At 60.7% G+C, this 12,964-nt stretch carries 12 protein-coding genes; 3 read left to right on the top strand and 9 right to left on the bottom strand.

Annotated features, from left to right (window positions below):
- The 5 genes from Q0M35_RS04955 to puuE form a co-directional block, all read right to left on the bottom strand.
- A partial coding sequence (locus tag Q0M35_RS04955) for a urate hydroxylase PuuD (protein ID WP_295313108.1) occupies positions 1 to 632 on the bottom strand: 632 nt, incomplete at its 3' end.
- A gap of 108 nt (positions 633 to 740) precedes the next feature.
- Entirely contained in the window at positions 741 to 2,060 is a 1,320-nt protein-coding gene (locus Q0M35_RS04950) for a nucleobase:cation symporter-2 family protein (RefSeq protein ID WP_295313107.1), read from the bottom strand.
- A gap of 49 nt (positions 2,061 to 2,109) precedes the next feature.
- Positions 2,110 to 2,598: an ureidoglycolate lyase gene (locus tag Q0M35_RS04945; protein ID WP_295313106.1), complete on the bottom strand. Its 489-nt coding sequence runs from the start codon at positions 2,596 to 2,598 to the stop codon at positions 2,110 to 2,112.
- Entirely contained in the window at positions 2,595 to 3,404 is an 810-nt protein-coding gene (locus tag Q0M35_RS04940; protein WP_295313105.1) for a bifunctional allantoicase/(S)-ureidoglycine aminohydrolase, read from the bottom strand. The genes Q0M35_RS04945 and Q0M35_RS04940 overlap by 4 nt, the downstream gene beginning before the upstream one ends.
- Complete coding sequence (gene puuE, locus Q0M35_RS04935) at positions 3,401 to 4,813, bottom strand: allantoinase PuuE (protein WP_295313104.1); 1,413 nt, start codon at positions 4,811 to 4,813, stop codon at positions 3,401 to 3,403. The genes Q0M35_RS04940 and puuE overlap by 4 nt, the downstream gene beginning before the upstream one ends.
- A gap of 109 nt (positions 4,814 to 4,922) precedes the next feature.
- Between puuE and uraH the strand changes: the two genes are divergently transcribed.
- On the top strand, positions 4,923 to 5,282 hold the full coding sequence (gene uraH / locus Q0M35_RS04930; protein ID WP_295313103.1) for a hydroxyisourate hydrolase: 360 nt from the start codon (positions 4,923 to 4,925) through the stop codon (positions 5,280 to 5,282).
- Here the strand turns inward: uraH and Q0M35_RS04925 are convergent.
- From Q0M35_RS04925 to Q0M35_RS04910, 4 genes are read right to left on the bottom strand one after another with little or no spacing between them, the layout of a single operon-like run.
- Complete coding sequence (locus Q0M35_RS04925; protein WP_295313102.1) at positions 5,279 to 6,199, bottom strand: metal ABC transporter permease; 921 nt, start codon at positions 6,197 to 6,199, stop codon at positions 5,279 to 5,281. The two genes, uraH and Q0M35_RS04925, sit on opposite strands and share 4 nt — an antisense overlap.
- Positions 6,196 to 7,401, bottom strand: coding sequence for a metal ABC transporter permease (locus tag Q0M35_RS04920; protein WP_295313101.1), 1,206 nt, complete (start codon positions 7,399 to 7,401; stop codon positions 6,196 to 6,198). The genes Q0M35_RS04925 and Q0M35_RS04920 overlap by 4 nt, the downstream gene beginning before the upstream one ends.
- Before the next feature lie 3 nt (positions 7,402 to 7,404).
- Positions 7,405 to 8,211 carry a metal ABC transporter ATP-binding protein gene (locus tag Q0M35_RS04915; protein ID WP_295313100.1) on the bottom strand — a complete coding sequence of 269 codons (807 nt, stop codon included), beginning with the start codon at positions 8,209 to 8,211 and terminating at the stop codon, positions 7,405 to 7,407.
- A 1-nt stretch (position 8,212) separates the two neighbouring features.
- Positions 8,213 to 9,127, bottom strand: a complete 915-nt coding sequence (locus tag Q0M35_RS04910; RefSeq protein ID WP_295313112.1) for a zinc ABC transporter substrate-binding protein — start codon at positions 9,125 to 9,127, stop codon at positions 8,213 to 8,215.
- 351 nt (positions 9,128 to 9,478) lie between these two features.
- Between Q0M35_RS04910 and deoC the strand changes: the two genes are divergently transcribed.
- Together deoC and Q0M35_RS04900 are read left to right on the top strand one after the other, a co-directional pair.
- Positions 9,479 to 10,483, top strand: coding sequence for a deoxyribose-phosphate aldolase (deoC, locus tag Q0M35_RS04905; RefSeq protein WP_295313099.1), 1,005 nt, complete (start codon positions 9,479 to 9,481; stop codon positions 10,481 to 10,483).
- Between the two features lie 24 nt (positions 10,484 to 10,507).
- Complete coding sequence (locus Q0M35_RS04900; protein WP_295313098.1) at positions 10,508 to 12,850, top strand: aldehyde dehydrogenase family protein; 2,343 nt, start codon at positions 10,508 to 10,510, stop codon at positions 12,848 to 12,850.
- The last annotated feature ends 114 nt before the right edge of the window (positions 12,851 to 12,964 follow it).

Genomic DNA, 12,964 nt, shown 5'->3' with positions numbered 1-12,964 from the left:
CGCCCGTTGATCAGATCATCGACCACGATTTTCTGGTTCGGGATGATCACCATAAAAACATTGGCGCTCATGATGGTGGCCGTAAAAGCCCCCAGATGCAGCATGGCCGCGCGCCCGGTGAAGACCTGCGTGTAAAACCATGACATACCCACGAGCACCGCAAACAGCGCCAGCATAAGCGTTGTCTGGTTGGCATCCACAAAGACCCTGCAGAGCGTCGTGTAGACAATCCAGCCAAAGGCCAGAGAGGCCAGTGATATCACGATTGCCTGCGAAGTACCGATATCCAGAACGGCCGGATCAATAAGGTAGAATTCCGCCCCGAGATAATAGACCAGCACCAGAAGGATAAAGCCGCTGATCCATGTCCAGTAGCTCTGCCATTTATGCCAGATCAGCCCGTCAGGCATGTTATCGGGGGCAACCAGATATTTCTGGATGTGGTAAAAACCACCGCCGTGGACCTGCCATTCCTCGCCGTCAGCACCAGACGCGAGATTGCGGTCGCGGTGCAGCCCCAGATCCAGCGCGATGAAATAAAAAGACGATCCGATCCAGGCAATGGCAGTAATCACATGCAGCCAGCGGACCCCGAATTCGATCCAGGCAGCCATTGCGGCAAGGTCATACATGTGCTGCTCTCCTTGCAGTCAGGCGGCGCTCTGTCACTCCTCTAGCATGCTGCCGGCAGGGCCGGGAGCCTCCGGCGGAAGTATTTTTCGCCTCACGCCTCCGGACCGTCAGATTTCTTCGGGCAGTGCCTGATTGAGAATGACAGCCACGAGGGCTGTTGGCGCTACAGCAGACGTCGCAAGCGTTTTGACAACACCCGGCAGGTATTGCACGGCTGTGGGCACCAGATTGAGACCAAGGCCGGCCGCCAGCGACACGGCGATGATAACCATATTCCGCCGGTTCATGTTCACCTCGCTGAGCACATTCAGACCGGCAGCGGCAACCATACCAAACATAACAATCACCCCGCCGCCGAGCACCGGCAGAGGCATGGAAGCGATCACAGCGCCGATCTTGGGCACCAGACCGCAGAGGATCAGGACAAGCGCCCCGATTGTCACCACATGGCGGCTCATGATGCCCGTCATGCCGACGATGCCGACGTTCTGGCTGAACGAGGTGTTCGGCAGGCCTCCGAAGACGCCCGCGATGGCTGTGCCAAGCCCGTCGGCATAGGTGGCGCCTGAGATTTCTGCATCGGTAGCCTCGCGTCCTGCACCGGCCTTGGTGGTGGCGGAGGTGTCTCCGACAGTCTCGATAGCTGAAACGACTGAAACCAGCGTCACGGCAATAACGGCACCGGGAGAGAACTCAAACCCGTAGGGCAGCGGGGTAATCGCCGTGAACCATGCGGCATTGCCCACGGCCCCGAAATTCACCATCCCCAGCACAAATGCGAGGATATAGCCTGCAACGAGACCTACAAGGATGGCCGCATTTGACAGTGTGCCTTTGGTGAAGAACTTGAGGACCAGCGCAACGATGACCACGCAAAGTGCAACCGACCAGTGTTTCAGCGACCCGAAGCTTTCAGCTTCCATCTGGAACGATGCCGCGCCGCCTGCTGCGTATTTAATCGCAACCGGGATCAGATACAGGCCGATGGCAAGGATCACGAGGCCGGTCACCAAAGGCGGAAAGAGCCAGCGCAGATGCCGGATGAAGCCGCCCAGAATAAAGTGCAGCACGCCACCGATAATGCAGGCGCTGAGCGCTACGCTGAGGCCCTGGGTGGCTGCCACACCTGCCAGCACACCGACGAAAGCAAAGCTTGTACCTTGCATAATCGGCAGACGTGCACCTATTGGGCCAAGGCCCACGGTCTGAAAAAGCGTGGCAACCCCTGCAAAGAGCATTGCCATCTGAATGAGATAAACCTGTTCGGGTCCGCCAAAGGCAAGGCCCGCAGCCCCCGCCACGATTATTGAAGGGGTTACATTTGAGGCGAACATCGCCAGCACATGTTGCAGCCCCAGGGGCACGGCCTGTGAAAGCGGCGGCGTCTGATCCGGATCACTCCAGGTGCTGATGGTTGTATCTGTCATATTCTGTCCCGGTCGTTATGTGCGCCGGTATGCTCCGGCCTTTGTTTTGTTATGAAACCACCCGGCAGGGCGGATCAAGGAAATCCTCTTCGAGGTTGGCGGTTTCGCCAATGCGGTCGACGACTGCAAATATTCCGGGCGCTGAAAGCGGTGTCAGAACACCGTGCCAGGTGCCCGCGTGAAAATTGATGCCCTGGTGGGGGGCCGTCAGAAAGGCCTGCGGGGGGCCGGGTCGTCCGCCGGCATCAGGAGCGACAATAACCAGAAACGGATTCCCGGTCATCGGAATGAAGGCCTGGCTGCCCTCCGGGTGACGTTCCAGCAGATCAAACTCATAAGGCAGACTGCGGGGCTCCGCGTGAAACAGGCTGATGCCCGCGCGGCCGCCCTCCCCGAAATCAAGCTGTGCGCGATCGTGATAGCGCCCGCAAAGACCGGCGTTAATCATCCGGTCGGGATCACCCGAACAGTCGAGAACATCGCCGAACGGGGAAAAGGCCGCGGCAGTCAGAGGCTGGCAGGTGATCTCGCTGGTCATAATTTTGCGTGACGGTTCACGTCCTTGTAGAGCAGGTAGCGAAACGGCTCTTCCCCGGTCGCGATGCAGGCCTGAGGACAGAAGGCGCGCAGCCATATGAAATCACCAGGACCCACCGAAACCCAGTCTTTGTTGAGCAGATAGTCCGCCGTGCCCTGCAACACATAAAGCCCGTGTTCCATCACATGGGTCTCAGCAAAGGGGATGCGCCCGCCGGGCTGAAAGTTCACGATATTCACGTGGAAATCATAATCCAGATCAAGAGGTTCGAGAAACCGCTGGGTCGCCCAGGCACCGTTGCAGCCGGGCATGGAAATCGCCGGCACGTCGGTTTCATGGGTTACCAGCGCATCCGGGACACTGGTGCCCTCGCCCGGCTCATAGCGTTTGCGGATCCAGTGAAACCGGCACGGCTCGTCGCTGGTGTTCCAGAACGTCCAGACAGCGCTCGGCGGGATGTACACATAGCTGCCCGGCCGCAGATCGTAGAAATCCTGCCCGAGCGTGAGCCGTGCCGTCCCGCTGGCCACAAAAATCACCGCCTGAGCGTGCACGTCAGGTTCCGGCGTGGCACTGCCGCCTTCGGGTTCGACCTCAACCGCATATTGCGAGAAGGTTTCGGCAAACCCGGTCAGGGGGCGGGCGAGGATCCACACACGCGTATTCTGCCAGCCCGGCAGGAAACTGGTGACGATATCGCGCTGGGTGATCGCCGGGAGGACGGCGTAGGCCTCGGTGAAAACAGCAGTGCCTTCAGGGTTTTGCGACTGGTCAGGCAGGCCCCCGGGCGGAAAAGCATAGCTCACAGAACCGCCTCCAGCCGAAGCCGCGCAATGCGCTCGACCTGACGACAGGCCTCAGTGAATTCGTCATCTGTCTCCTGACCGACGCGGCGTCTGAAGGCGCGCAGAATACCGTCTTTATCGTGATCGCGGACCGCAATGATGAAAGGAAACCCGTGCTTTTTCACATATTCACTGTTCAGTGTCTCAAAGGTTTCCCGCTCGGCATCGGTCAGCGCATCAAGCCCTGCGCTGGCCTGTTCTGCTGTGCTGTCTTCTGTCAGGCGCTTTGCTGCCGCGAGTTTACCAGCCAGATCCGGATGCGCTTTCAGCACGGCCATGCGCTCTTTCACGCTTGCACTGCGGAACACCCGCGCCAGCGCTGAATGCAGGCCTGCGGCGCTGTCATGGGCCGGGCCAAGCTCAGTGTCAAAAGCCCGCTCAGCAATCCATTCGGAGTGCTCAAAGATGCCGCCCCAGGCCGCGATAAAGTCAGCCTTCGGCATCTGCGACGGGCGGGTCAGGCGGACGGGCGGATGATGCCGGGCCCAATGGTCCGCAATATCGATTCGTCGCGGGCACCAGACACCCTCAAATCCCTGAATGTATTCAATGAACCTGCGCAGCGACTGCACCCGGCCCGGTCGCCCGATCAGCCTGCAATGCAGGCCCACGGACATCATTTTTGCCGCGCCCTCTGCGCCTTCGGCATAGAGCGCATCAAAAGTATCGCGCAGATACGTAAAGAACTGATCGCCGGAATTGAATCCCTGAGGCGTGGCAAAACGCATGTCGTTGCAATCAAGCGTGTAGGGGATAATCAGCTGGTCGCGTTTGCCCGCGCGGATCCAGTAGGGCAGATCGTCGTCATAGGTGTCCGAGATGTAATCAAACTGACCGGTCGCAGCCGCCATCGATACGGTATTCACCGAACAACGGCCCGTGTACCAGCCCCGCGGACCGTCGCCCGTGACCTCCCGGTGCAGGCGGATCGCTTCCATCATATCGGCACGCTCGTCGGCCTCGCTGTGGTCTTTGTAGTCGATCCATTTCAGACCGTGACTGGCGATTTCCCAGCCCGCCTGCTGCATCGCTTCGACCTGCTCAGGGGCGCGCGCCAGCGCTGTGGCGACCCCGTATATGGTCAGCGGAATACGAGCACCGGTAAAGAGCCGGTGCAACCGCCAGAACCCCGCCCGCGCGCCGTATTCATAGACCGATTCCATGTTCCAGTGCCGCTGCCCCGGCCAGGGTTGTGCGCCGACGATTTCCGTCAGGAACGCCTCGGAAGCGGCATCTCCGTGCAGCACATTATTTTCGCCGCCCTCTTCGTAGTTCAGCACAAACTGAACGGCGATCCGCGCGCCGTTCGGCCAGGCAGCATCAGGGGGCGTTGCGCCATAGCCTCTGAAATCTCTCGGGTAGCGGTTCACCAATCTCTCCTGCCTGAGCCGTCGCCCATTCAATACCCACCGGACGCGCGTTGCAATTCGTATCTGGCGCAGGCAGGCTGTCCTGAGGACATTTTACAGAAAGCGCATCATGCCCGACGGATATCTGACAACGCATGTACTCGACACAGGCAGGGGTTGCCCGGCAGCGGGGCTCGGCATCACGCTCTACCGGCTGAGCGGTGATGTGCGTACGCAGATCGCCCGTGCCGTAACGAATGCTGATGGCCGCACGGACAGCCCGATCCTGCCACCAGATGCGTTTGAAACCGGAACCTATGAGCTGGTCTTTGATGCGCAAGGTTATCTTGACGATTGCGGTGTGCCGCCGGAGGCGCCGCGCTTTCTGGCGGAAATACCGATCCGGTTCGGCATTTCGGACCCTGACAGCCACTACCATGTGCCGCTGCTTTTGTCGCCTTTCGGGTATTCGACCTATCGCGGCAGCTAGGCCGGGCTCCCGCGCTTGCGGTGCGGGCCCAAAGCTGCGGCAAGGCCAAGGATCACGCCCGAGAGTGTTGCAATCATGCCTGCTGCCGAAACAGAGGCGGCAAAGCCCATCCAGACCGGGCCGTAACCCGCTATCACGTAGCCCGCGATGGCCGCACTCACCGCAAAAAGCACCGACCAGGCCACCTGCCGTTCAAGGCGGTTCGTCATCATCCGGGCCGCGGCCGGCGGACAGATGAACATGGCAATCACTATGATGCTGCCTACCGCATCAAAGGCCGCAACCGCTGCGATGGCGGAAACGATTACAAGCGCGAGACCCAGAGCACCGGTCTTCATGCCCATGGTCTGCGCGAACCCTTCGTCGAACGTCGAGATCTTCAGCGGTCGCCAGAATATAAATATAAAGAGGATCACACCGGCAAGTGTCGCGGCCATGCGCAAAAGCTCCACCGGCAGCCCGGCCAGAGCAACGGGGTCGAGCAGTGAACCCCAGCCACTGGCATCCAGCCAGATCAGGCTTTCAAGGTTACCGTAAAGCGCGTGTTCCACATCGAGATGCACAGAGGAGGTATCGGACTGCTCAAGCAGCAACACCCCGCCTGCAAACATCGTCGTAAAAACAACACCCATGGCCGCACCGGGCTCAATGCGTCCCAGACGGCGGATGGTCTCAATTGCAGCAACGGCCAGCACCGCTGCACCTGCCGCCCCCAGGAGCATGGGCCAGGTCGAAACAGCCCCGGTCAGCAAAAAGGCGACAACGATCCCTGGCAGAACCACATGGCTGATCGCGTCGCCTATCAGCGCCTGGCGCCGCAGCACCAGAAAATTACCTGGCAGGGCACAGGCCACGGCCACACAGATACCGATGATCACCGGCGGCAGCGAGAGCGAGACGAATTCGGCGCCGATCATGGGGCAACCATGCGCGCTGATGGCAACCGCGTATCGACCTCGGCGATCTGATCCGGGGTCAGTACGCGTTCAATCGGGGTCAGACCGTCGTAATGCGCGGCCGCAGCCTCAAAGGAAGGATCGCGGCGGATAATCTGCCAGCGGGTCTCATCCAGCAATGCCCGCGCAGCGCGCCCCCGGCCCTCGTCTGTTGCGACACCGTCCGGCAGCGCCCAGCCTTCGCGCCGCAACAGGCGCAGAGTCAACGGCTCATAGATCGGTTGCCCCTGCGCCAGCGCCAGAAGACCCTGCCGCAGATGCACGCTTTTCTGAAAGGCGCGGTGGTGTACCCATGCCGCCAGTACCCCGCGACGGGGGGCGAGGATCAGAGAGATCATGAAAATCGCAAAGCCCACCAGCACGATAATCGGGCCGGTGGGCAGATCGGGAAGGGCCGCCGAAAGAGCAGCGCCGATATAAGCAGAAAGCCCGCCCAGAAGGCCGGAAATCAGCACCACCCGGTCAGTGCGCTCGGTCCAGAACCGGGCCGTCACAGGTGGGATGATCAGCAACGCGACGATCAGAATAAGCCCCACTATCTTGAGCCCGACCACTGTTACCGCAAGCACGATGCCCATCATCGCAAGATCCGTACGCGCCGTGTTCTGACCGGTTGCCGTGGCAAACCCCGGGTCAAAAGACGCAAGCGTCAGCGGGCGGCGCAGCAGCAAAACAAGCGCCAGCGTCAGAGCGGCAGACACCGCAATAATCACCGCGTCAGAACGCAGCATACCGGCGGTGGAGCCCAGCAAAAACCCTTCGAGGCCCGCCTGCTGGCCAGAACGCATGCTCTGGATCACGGTCAGCAGCACCACGCCGAGCCCGAAAAATACCGACAGAACCGCCCCGATTGCAGCATCCTCTGCAAGCCGTGTCCGGGTGCTGAGCCAGGAGACGATCAGCAGGCCAAGTGCGGCAGACCCCGCAGCCCCGGCCAGCAGACCGACAAGGCTGCGCCCGTCGCCCCCCAGACCCACCATTACGATAAATGCCAGCGCCACACCGGGCAGCGTTGCATGCGAAATCGCATCGCTTACAAGGGCGCGTTTGCGCAGGAAAAGAAACGTCCCGCCCACGCCCGCCGCCATTCCCAGAAGAATCGCGCCCAGCGTCACCAGGCTCGCATTGTACCCCAGTTGCAGCAGCAGCGCGTCGGTGATCATGGCTCAGCCGAGCGTCCCGCTCAGTTGCTCGGTCTGTGCAACGCCAAGACGCCCGCCATAGGTGTGTTGCAGGTTTTCGGAGGTGAAAGCATCTTCGACCGTCCCTTCCGCAATCCGCCGCGTGTTGATCATAAAGACATGATCGAAATATTCGGTCACGGTGCTCAGATCGTGATGCACTGCGACAACGGTTTTGCCTGCGTCCCGCAATGACTTCAGCACGATGATAATGGCTTTCTCGGTGGCCGCATCCACACCGGCAAAAGGCTCATCCAGCAGATAGAGATCAGCATCCTGAACCAGAGCACGTGCCAGAAACACCCGCTGCTGCTGGCCGCCCGAAAGCTGCCCGATCTGACGCGAGGCAAAATCCTGCATACCGACACGTTCCAGGCAGGCCATCGCCTGCTCGCGGTGGGTTTTGCGTACCCGTCCCAGAAGGCCGAGTTTCGGATAAAGCCCCATCAGCACCACATCAATGACCCGCGTCGGAAAATCCCAGTCGACAGAGGCACGTTGCGGCACATAAGCAATCCGGTCACGCGCGCCACTGACCGGGTCGCCGAAGACCGTGGTCATGCCCGCCAGTGGTTTCAGAATGCCAAGAGCTGCCTTGAGCAGGGTCGATTTGCCCGCGCCGTTGGGGCCGATAATGGCCGTCATGGAGCCGCGCACGACCGTCATATCAACGGAGAAAACGGCCGGCTTCTGACCGTAGGAAACCGTCAGGCCTCGGATCGCCAGCGGGCTTTTGCGCTGCACATCCGATGTGGCCGGTGTTCCGTTTCGTGTTGCGAGGTGAAGGCTCATATCAGCTTCCTGCCGCCAGTTTACCAAGCCGCCCGCGAAGGGGCACCTCTGCTCCGAGTGCGGCTGCAATTGTCGTTACATTGTGGTCGATCATGCCGGGGTAAGTCCCTTCATAGGTGCCTTCCTGGCCCATCGCATCGCTGAAAAGGGCGCCTGCGACAGACACATCATGGCCCTGTGCCGCCGCACCTTCGATAAGCGCGCGGATATTGCGGTCAGAGACTGAGGTTTCAACAAACACGGCACCAATGCCGCGCGTGACCAGAAAGCTGACCAGCTCAGATATGCGGTTCAGACCCGCTTCGCTGTCGGTCGAGATGCCCTGAATGCCCACGACCTCGAACCCGTAGGCCGCGCCAAAATAACCAAAAGCATCATGTGCCGTGATCAGGACGCGTTTTTCCTGCGGGACTGCGGACAAATGTGTGACCGCGTAGGCGCTCAGCGCATCCAGTTCCGCCAGAAATCCCGCCTCATTTCGCACAAACACATCCGCGTTCTCAGGCTGAAGCGAGGACAGCACCCTGGTGATTTCGCGGATGACGTCCTGCCAGAGCAGCGGGTCCATCCAGACATGCGGATCATAGCGCCCGTCATAGTCGGCATGGCTCAGCAGTTTTTCCCCGGGCACGGCTTCGGCAACGGCAAAAACCGGCACCTTTCGGGACAGATCCGTGAGGAAGCTCTCCATCTGCGCTTCGAGGTAAAGCCCGTGCCAGAGCACTGCATCCGCGCGCGTCATGGCAACGATATCACTGCGCGTCTGGCGGTATCCATGCGGATCAACGCCCGGGCCCATCAGCCCGCGCACCGCCACGAGGTCACCACCGATGCGCTGTGCCGTATCGGCAATCATACCCGTAGTGGCCACTATATTCAGCGGTGCTGCGGCCCGCAGAACCGGAGCGGTCACCATCAGAGCGAGCGCGCCCGCAGTGCCGCCAAGCAGACCGCGCCGGGTCAGGGTCTGAAGTGAATGCGCTTGTGTCATCCGGAGTTTCCTGAAGTCACTCATGTAATTGAATATGAGAGCCATTCGCAAAAGGTCAATGAAAATGCGAATAATTCGCAAAAACAACAGGCGGATTCGCGCCTGACGGGGCCGGAATGCCCTTTTTGAGGCAAAAGCGGCCGTTTTCACCTTTGTCACCATGCGCTCATACGGGTGAGAATCATGCCTGTGACGCCGGGTGACAACCGGTCCGGCTTATTGCCAAGACCCGGTTGTCATGCGACTTTGCCCTGCACCGCCAACGGGGATTTGCTCATGCTCAGCCAAAGCACAGAACACACGACCGGCACAGCCCGCTATCAGCTGCCCCAGGTGGCTGACGCCCGAAATCCGGGGATGCCGCTTGATATGGACTGGATCCGCGGGATGCAGGCAAATACCTCGGCTATTGAGCGTCGCGCGGCACAGTTGCCTGCCCGCCGGTCGGTGAAAAAGGACCATCAGGCCGCCTGGCTGTTGCGGGCGATAACCTGTATTGATCTGACCACGCTGTCAGGCGACGACACCGAACGCCGCGTTGAACGCCTGTGCGCCAAAGCGCGCCACCCGGTGTCGCAAAACCTGCTCGATGCACTTGGTATGCCACCGATTACGACAGGGGCGGTCTGTGTCTATCACGAGATGATCCCCGCAGCCGTGCGCGCTCTCGATGGCAGCGGCATCCCGGTGGCGGCTGTCAGCACCGGGTTTCCCGCCGGCCTCTCGCCACTGCACCTGCGGCTGGCAGAGATCAGCGAAAGCGTCAAAGCCGGCGCTGCAGAGATCGACATCGTTATTTCGCGCCGCCATGTCCTGACCGGTAACTGGGTCGCACTTTATGAAGAAATGCAGCAGATGCGGGCAGCCTGCGGCGAGGCCCATGTCAAAGCCATCCTCGCCACAGGAGAGCTTGGCTCTTTGCGCAATGTCGCCCGCGCGTCCGTCGTCTGTATGATGGCAGGTGCCGATTTTATCAAAACCTCCACCGGTAAGGAGAGCGTCAACGCCACCCTGCCCGTGACCCTGGTGATGATCCGCGCCATCCGCGACTATTTCGAACGTACCGGATACCGGGTTGGCTATAAACCCGCCGGCGGCATCTCAAAGGCGAAGGACGCGATCACCTATCAGGCGATGATGAAAGAGGAGCTTGGCGACAGATGGCTCATGCCAGACCTCTTCCGTTTCGGTGCCTCGTCACTGCTCAACGACATCGAACGCCAGCTCGAACACCACGTCACCGGCAACTACTCCGCCGGATACCGTCACGCCACAAGCTGACCCATACTGCGAAAGGACCGGCACATGACCGTCTCCGAGATCTTTGAAACGATGGATTATGGCACGGCCCCGGAAAGCCCGGATCAGGCGCTGGCCTGGATTGCCGCGCACAAAGGCAAATTCGGTCACTTCATCGATGGTGACTTTACCCGCCCCGGCAAAACATTCGAGACCAGCAACCCGGCGACGGGCGATGTACTGGCGCGCGTAAGCCAGGGCACTCAGAAAGACGTGGATGCCGCCGTGGCCGCCGCCCGTCGGGCGCAGCCGGGCTGGGAAAAGGCCGGCGGCCACGCCCGTGCAAAAGCGCTCTATGCGCTCGCCCGGCTTCTGCAAAAACACAGCAGGCTTTTTGCCGTGCTGGAGACGATGGATAACGGCAAACCGATCCGGGAAAGCCGTGACATCGATATTCCTCTGGCCCAGAGACATTTTTACTTTCACGCCGGTATGGCGCAGCTGATGGAAGACGAGCTGCCTGAGCGTCGCGCGCTCGGTGTCTGCGGCCAGGTCATCCCATGGAATTTCCCGCTTCTCATGCTGGCATGGAAAATCGCGCCGGCGCTTGCGACGGGCAATACCGTTGTGCTGAAACCTGCAGAATACACCCCGCTTACGGCACTGCTCTTTTCCGGTATCTGCCGCGAGGCGGGCTTGCCGAAAGGCGTTGTGAATATCGTCACCGGCGATGGTGAGACAGGCGAAATGATCGTGGCCGCCGGGATCGACAAGGTGGCTTTCACAGGGTCCACCGCCGTCGGCCGGAAAATACGCGAGACCACCGCAGGAAGCGGCAAGGCGCTGACACTCGAACTCGGTGGTAAATCTCCCTACATCGTTTTCGACGACGCCGATCTTGATTCAGCCGTCGAGGGGCTGGTGGATGCGATCTGGTTCAATCAGGGCCAGGTCTGCTGTGCGGGTTCCCGGCTGCTGGTGCATGAGCCCGTGGCCGATGCCTTTTACGCCAAACTGCGTGCACGTATGGACAAACTGCGCCTGGGCAGCCCGCTCGACAAAAGCATCGACGTCGGTGCGATCGTCGATCCGGTGCAGCTCAGAAAAATCACTTCGCTGGTGGCGGGCAATACGGCCGGCGACACCTATGTGGCAACAGGCCCGGTCCCTGCCGACGGCTGTTTCTATCCACCGACGCTGATCACCGGGCTCAACCCCGCCGATACGCTGATGCAGGAAGAGATTTTCGGGCCGGTTCTGGTCTCCTGCACCTTCCGCACGCCCGCCGAGGCCGTCGCGATCGCCAATAACACCCGCTACGGACTGGCCGCGACGGTCTGGAGCGAAAATATCAATCTTGCGCTCGATATCGCGCCAAAGCTTGCTGCGGGTATCGTCTGGGTAAACGGCACCAATATGATGGATGCGGCGGCCGGGTTCGGCGGCGTGCGCGAAAGCGGCTTTGGCCGGGAAGGCGGCTGGGAAGGACTGGCCTCCTACACCCGCCCTAAGGGCAAACAAAAACCCCTCAAAGACATCGCCCCTTTCGAGGGCAGCGGTCCGACCGGAGACACCGTTGACCGCACCGCCAAGCTCTACATCGGGGGCAAACAGGCGCGTCCTGACGGGGGGTATTCGGCCCCGGTTTTTGGCAAGGCCGGAACCCTGCTCGGCCATATCTCACTGGCCGCTCGCAAAGATGTCCGCAACGCCGTCGAAGCCGCTCACGCAGCGAAAGGCTGGTCAGGCACCACGGGCCATCTCCGGGCGCAAATTCTTTATTACATCGCGGAAAACCTCGCCGCCCGCAGCGACGACTTCGCCCGCAGACTGAATGACATGCAGGGCGGTAAATCAGGCGGGGAAGAGGTCAGCACAACCATCAGAAGGCTGTTTACCTGGGCTGCATGGGCCGACAAATACGACGGCCAGGTTCACGGCGTGCCTGTCCGGGGCGTCGCACTGGCGATGAAAGAACCGGTCGGAGTCATCGGCGTTCTTTGTCCGTCTGAGGCGCCGCTGCTCGGACTGATCTCCTGCATGGCACCGGCAATCGCAATGGGCAACCGCGTCATCCTGAGCGCCTCCGAACCTTTCCCGCTGGCCGCCACTGACTTTATACAGGTGCTTGAAACCTCCGACGTACCCTCCGGCGTGGTCAATATTCTGACCGGACCGCAGGCAGACCTCGCAAAACCGCTTGCCGGTCATATGGATGTCGATGCGGTCTGGTCCTTTGGCACAGGCTCGCTGTCTGAAACTGTCGAGAAAGCCTCAGCCTCTAACCTCAAACGAACGTGGGTGAACAACGGCCGTGCCCGCGACTGGTCCGGTGCCGAAGGTCAGGGCCACGAATTCCTCGAAGCCGCGACGGAGATCAAAAACATCTGGGTCCCCTACGGCGAATGACGCACCAGGTGCTACGGTTTTCCTCCACGAAAGACCGGCACCGCGCGACAGCACCCGGCCCGCAAGGGGCCGGGGACATGGCGTGGCGCGTCAGCGCCTCTTTTTAAAAGGGGC

It is taken from the genome of Roseobacter sp. (assembly GCF_024639605.1).
GTDB lineage: Bacteria > Pseudomonadota > Alphaproteobacteria > Rhodobacterales > Rhodobacteraceae > Roseobacter.
The sequence above is the reverse complement of the archived record's forward strand: the minus strand, read 5'-3'. Positions and strand labels throughout refer to the sequence as shown.

Bases quoted from the DNA above. Each gene is read 5' to 3' on its own strand.
- Q0M35_RS04950 (WP_295313107.1), bottom strand. From the start codon at position 2,060: ATGACAGATACAACCATCAGCACCTGGAGTGATCCGGATCAGACGCCG.
- Q0M35_RS04920 (WP_295313101.1), bottom strand. From the start codon at position 7,401: ATGATCACCGACGCGCTGCTGCTGCAACTGGGGTACAATGCGAGCCTG.
- uraH (WP_295313103.1), top strand. From the start codon at position 4,923: ATGCCCGACGGATATCTGACAACGCATGTACTCGACACAGGCAGGGGT.
- Q0M35_RS04910 (WP_295313112.1), bottom strand. From the start codon at position 9,127: ATGGTGACCGCTCCGGTTCTGCGGGCCGCAGCACCGCTGAATATAGTG.
- Q0M35_RS04915 (WP_295313100.1), bottom strand. From the start codon at position 8,211: ATGAGCCTTCACCTCGCAACACGAAACGGAACACCGGCCACATCGGAT.
- Q0M35_RS04925 (WP_295313102.1), bottom strand. From the start codon at position 6,199: ATGATCGGCGCCGAATTCGTCTCGCTCTCGCTGCCGCCGGTGATCATC.
- Q0M35_RS04945 (WP_295313106.1), bottom strand. From the start codon at position 2,598: ATGACCAGCGAGATCACCTGCCAGCCTCTGACTGCCGCGGCCTTTTCC.
- Q0M35_RS04900 (WP_295313098.1), top strand. From the start codon at position 10,508: ATGACCGTCTCCGAGATCTTTGAAACGATGGATTATGGCACGGCCCCG.
- deoC (WP_295313099.1), top strand. From the start codon at position 9,479: ATGCTCAGCCAAAGCACAGAACACACGACCGGCACAGCCCGCTATCAG.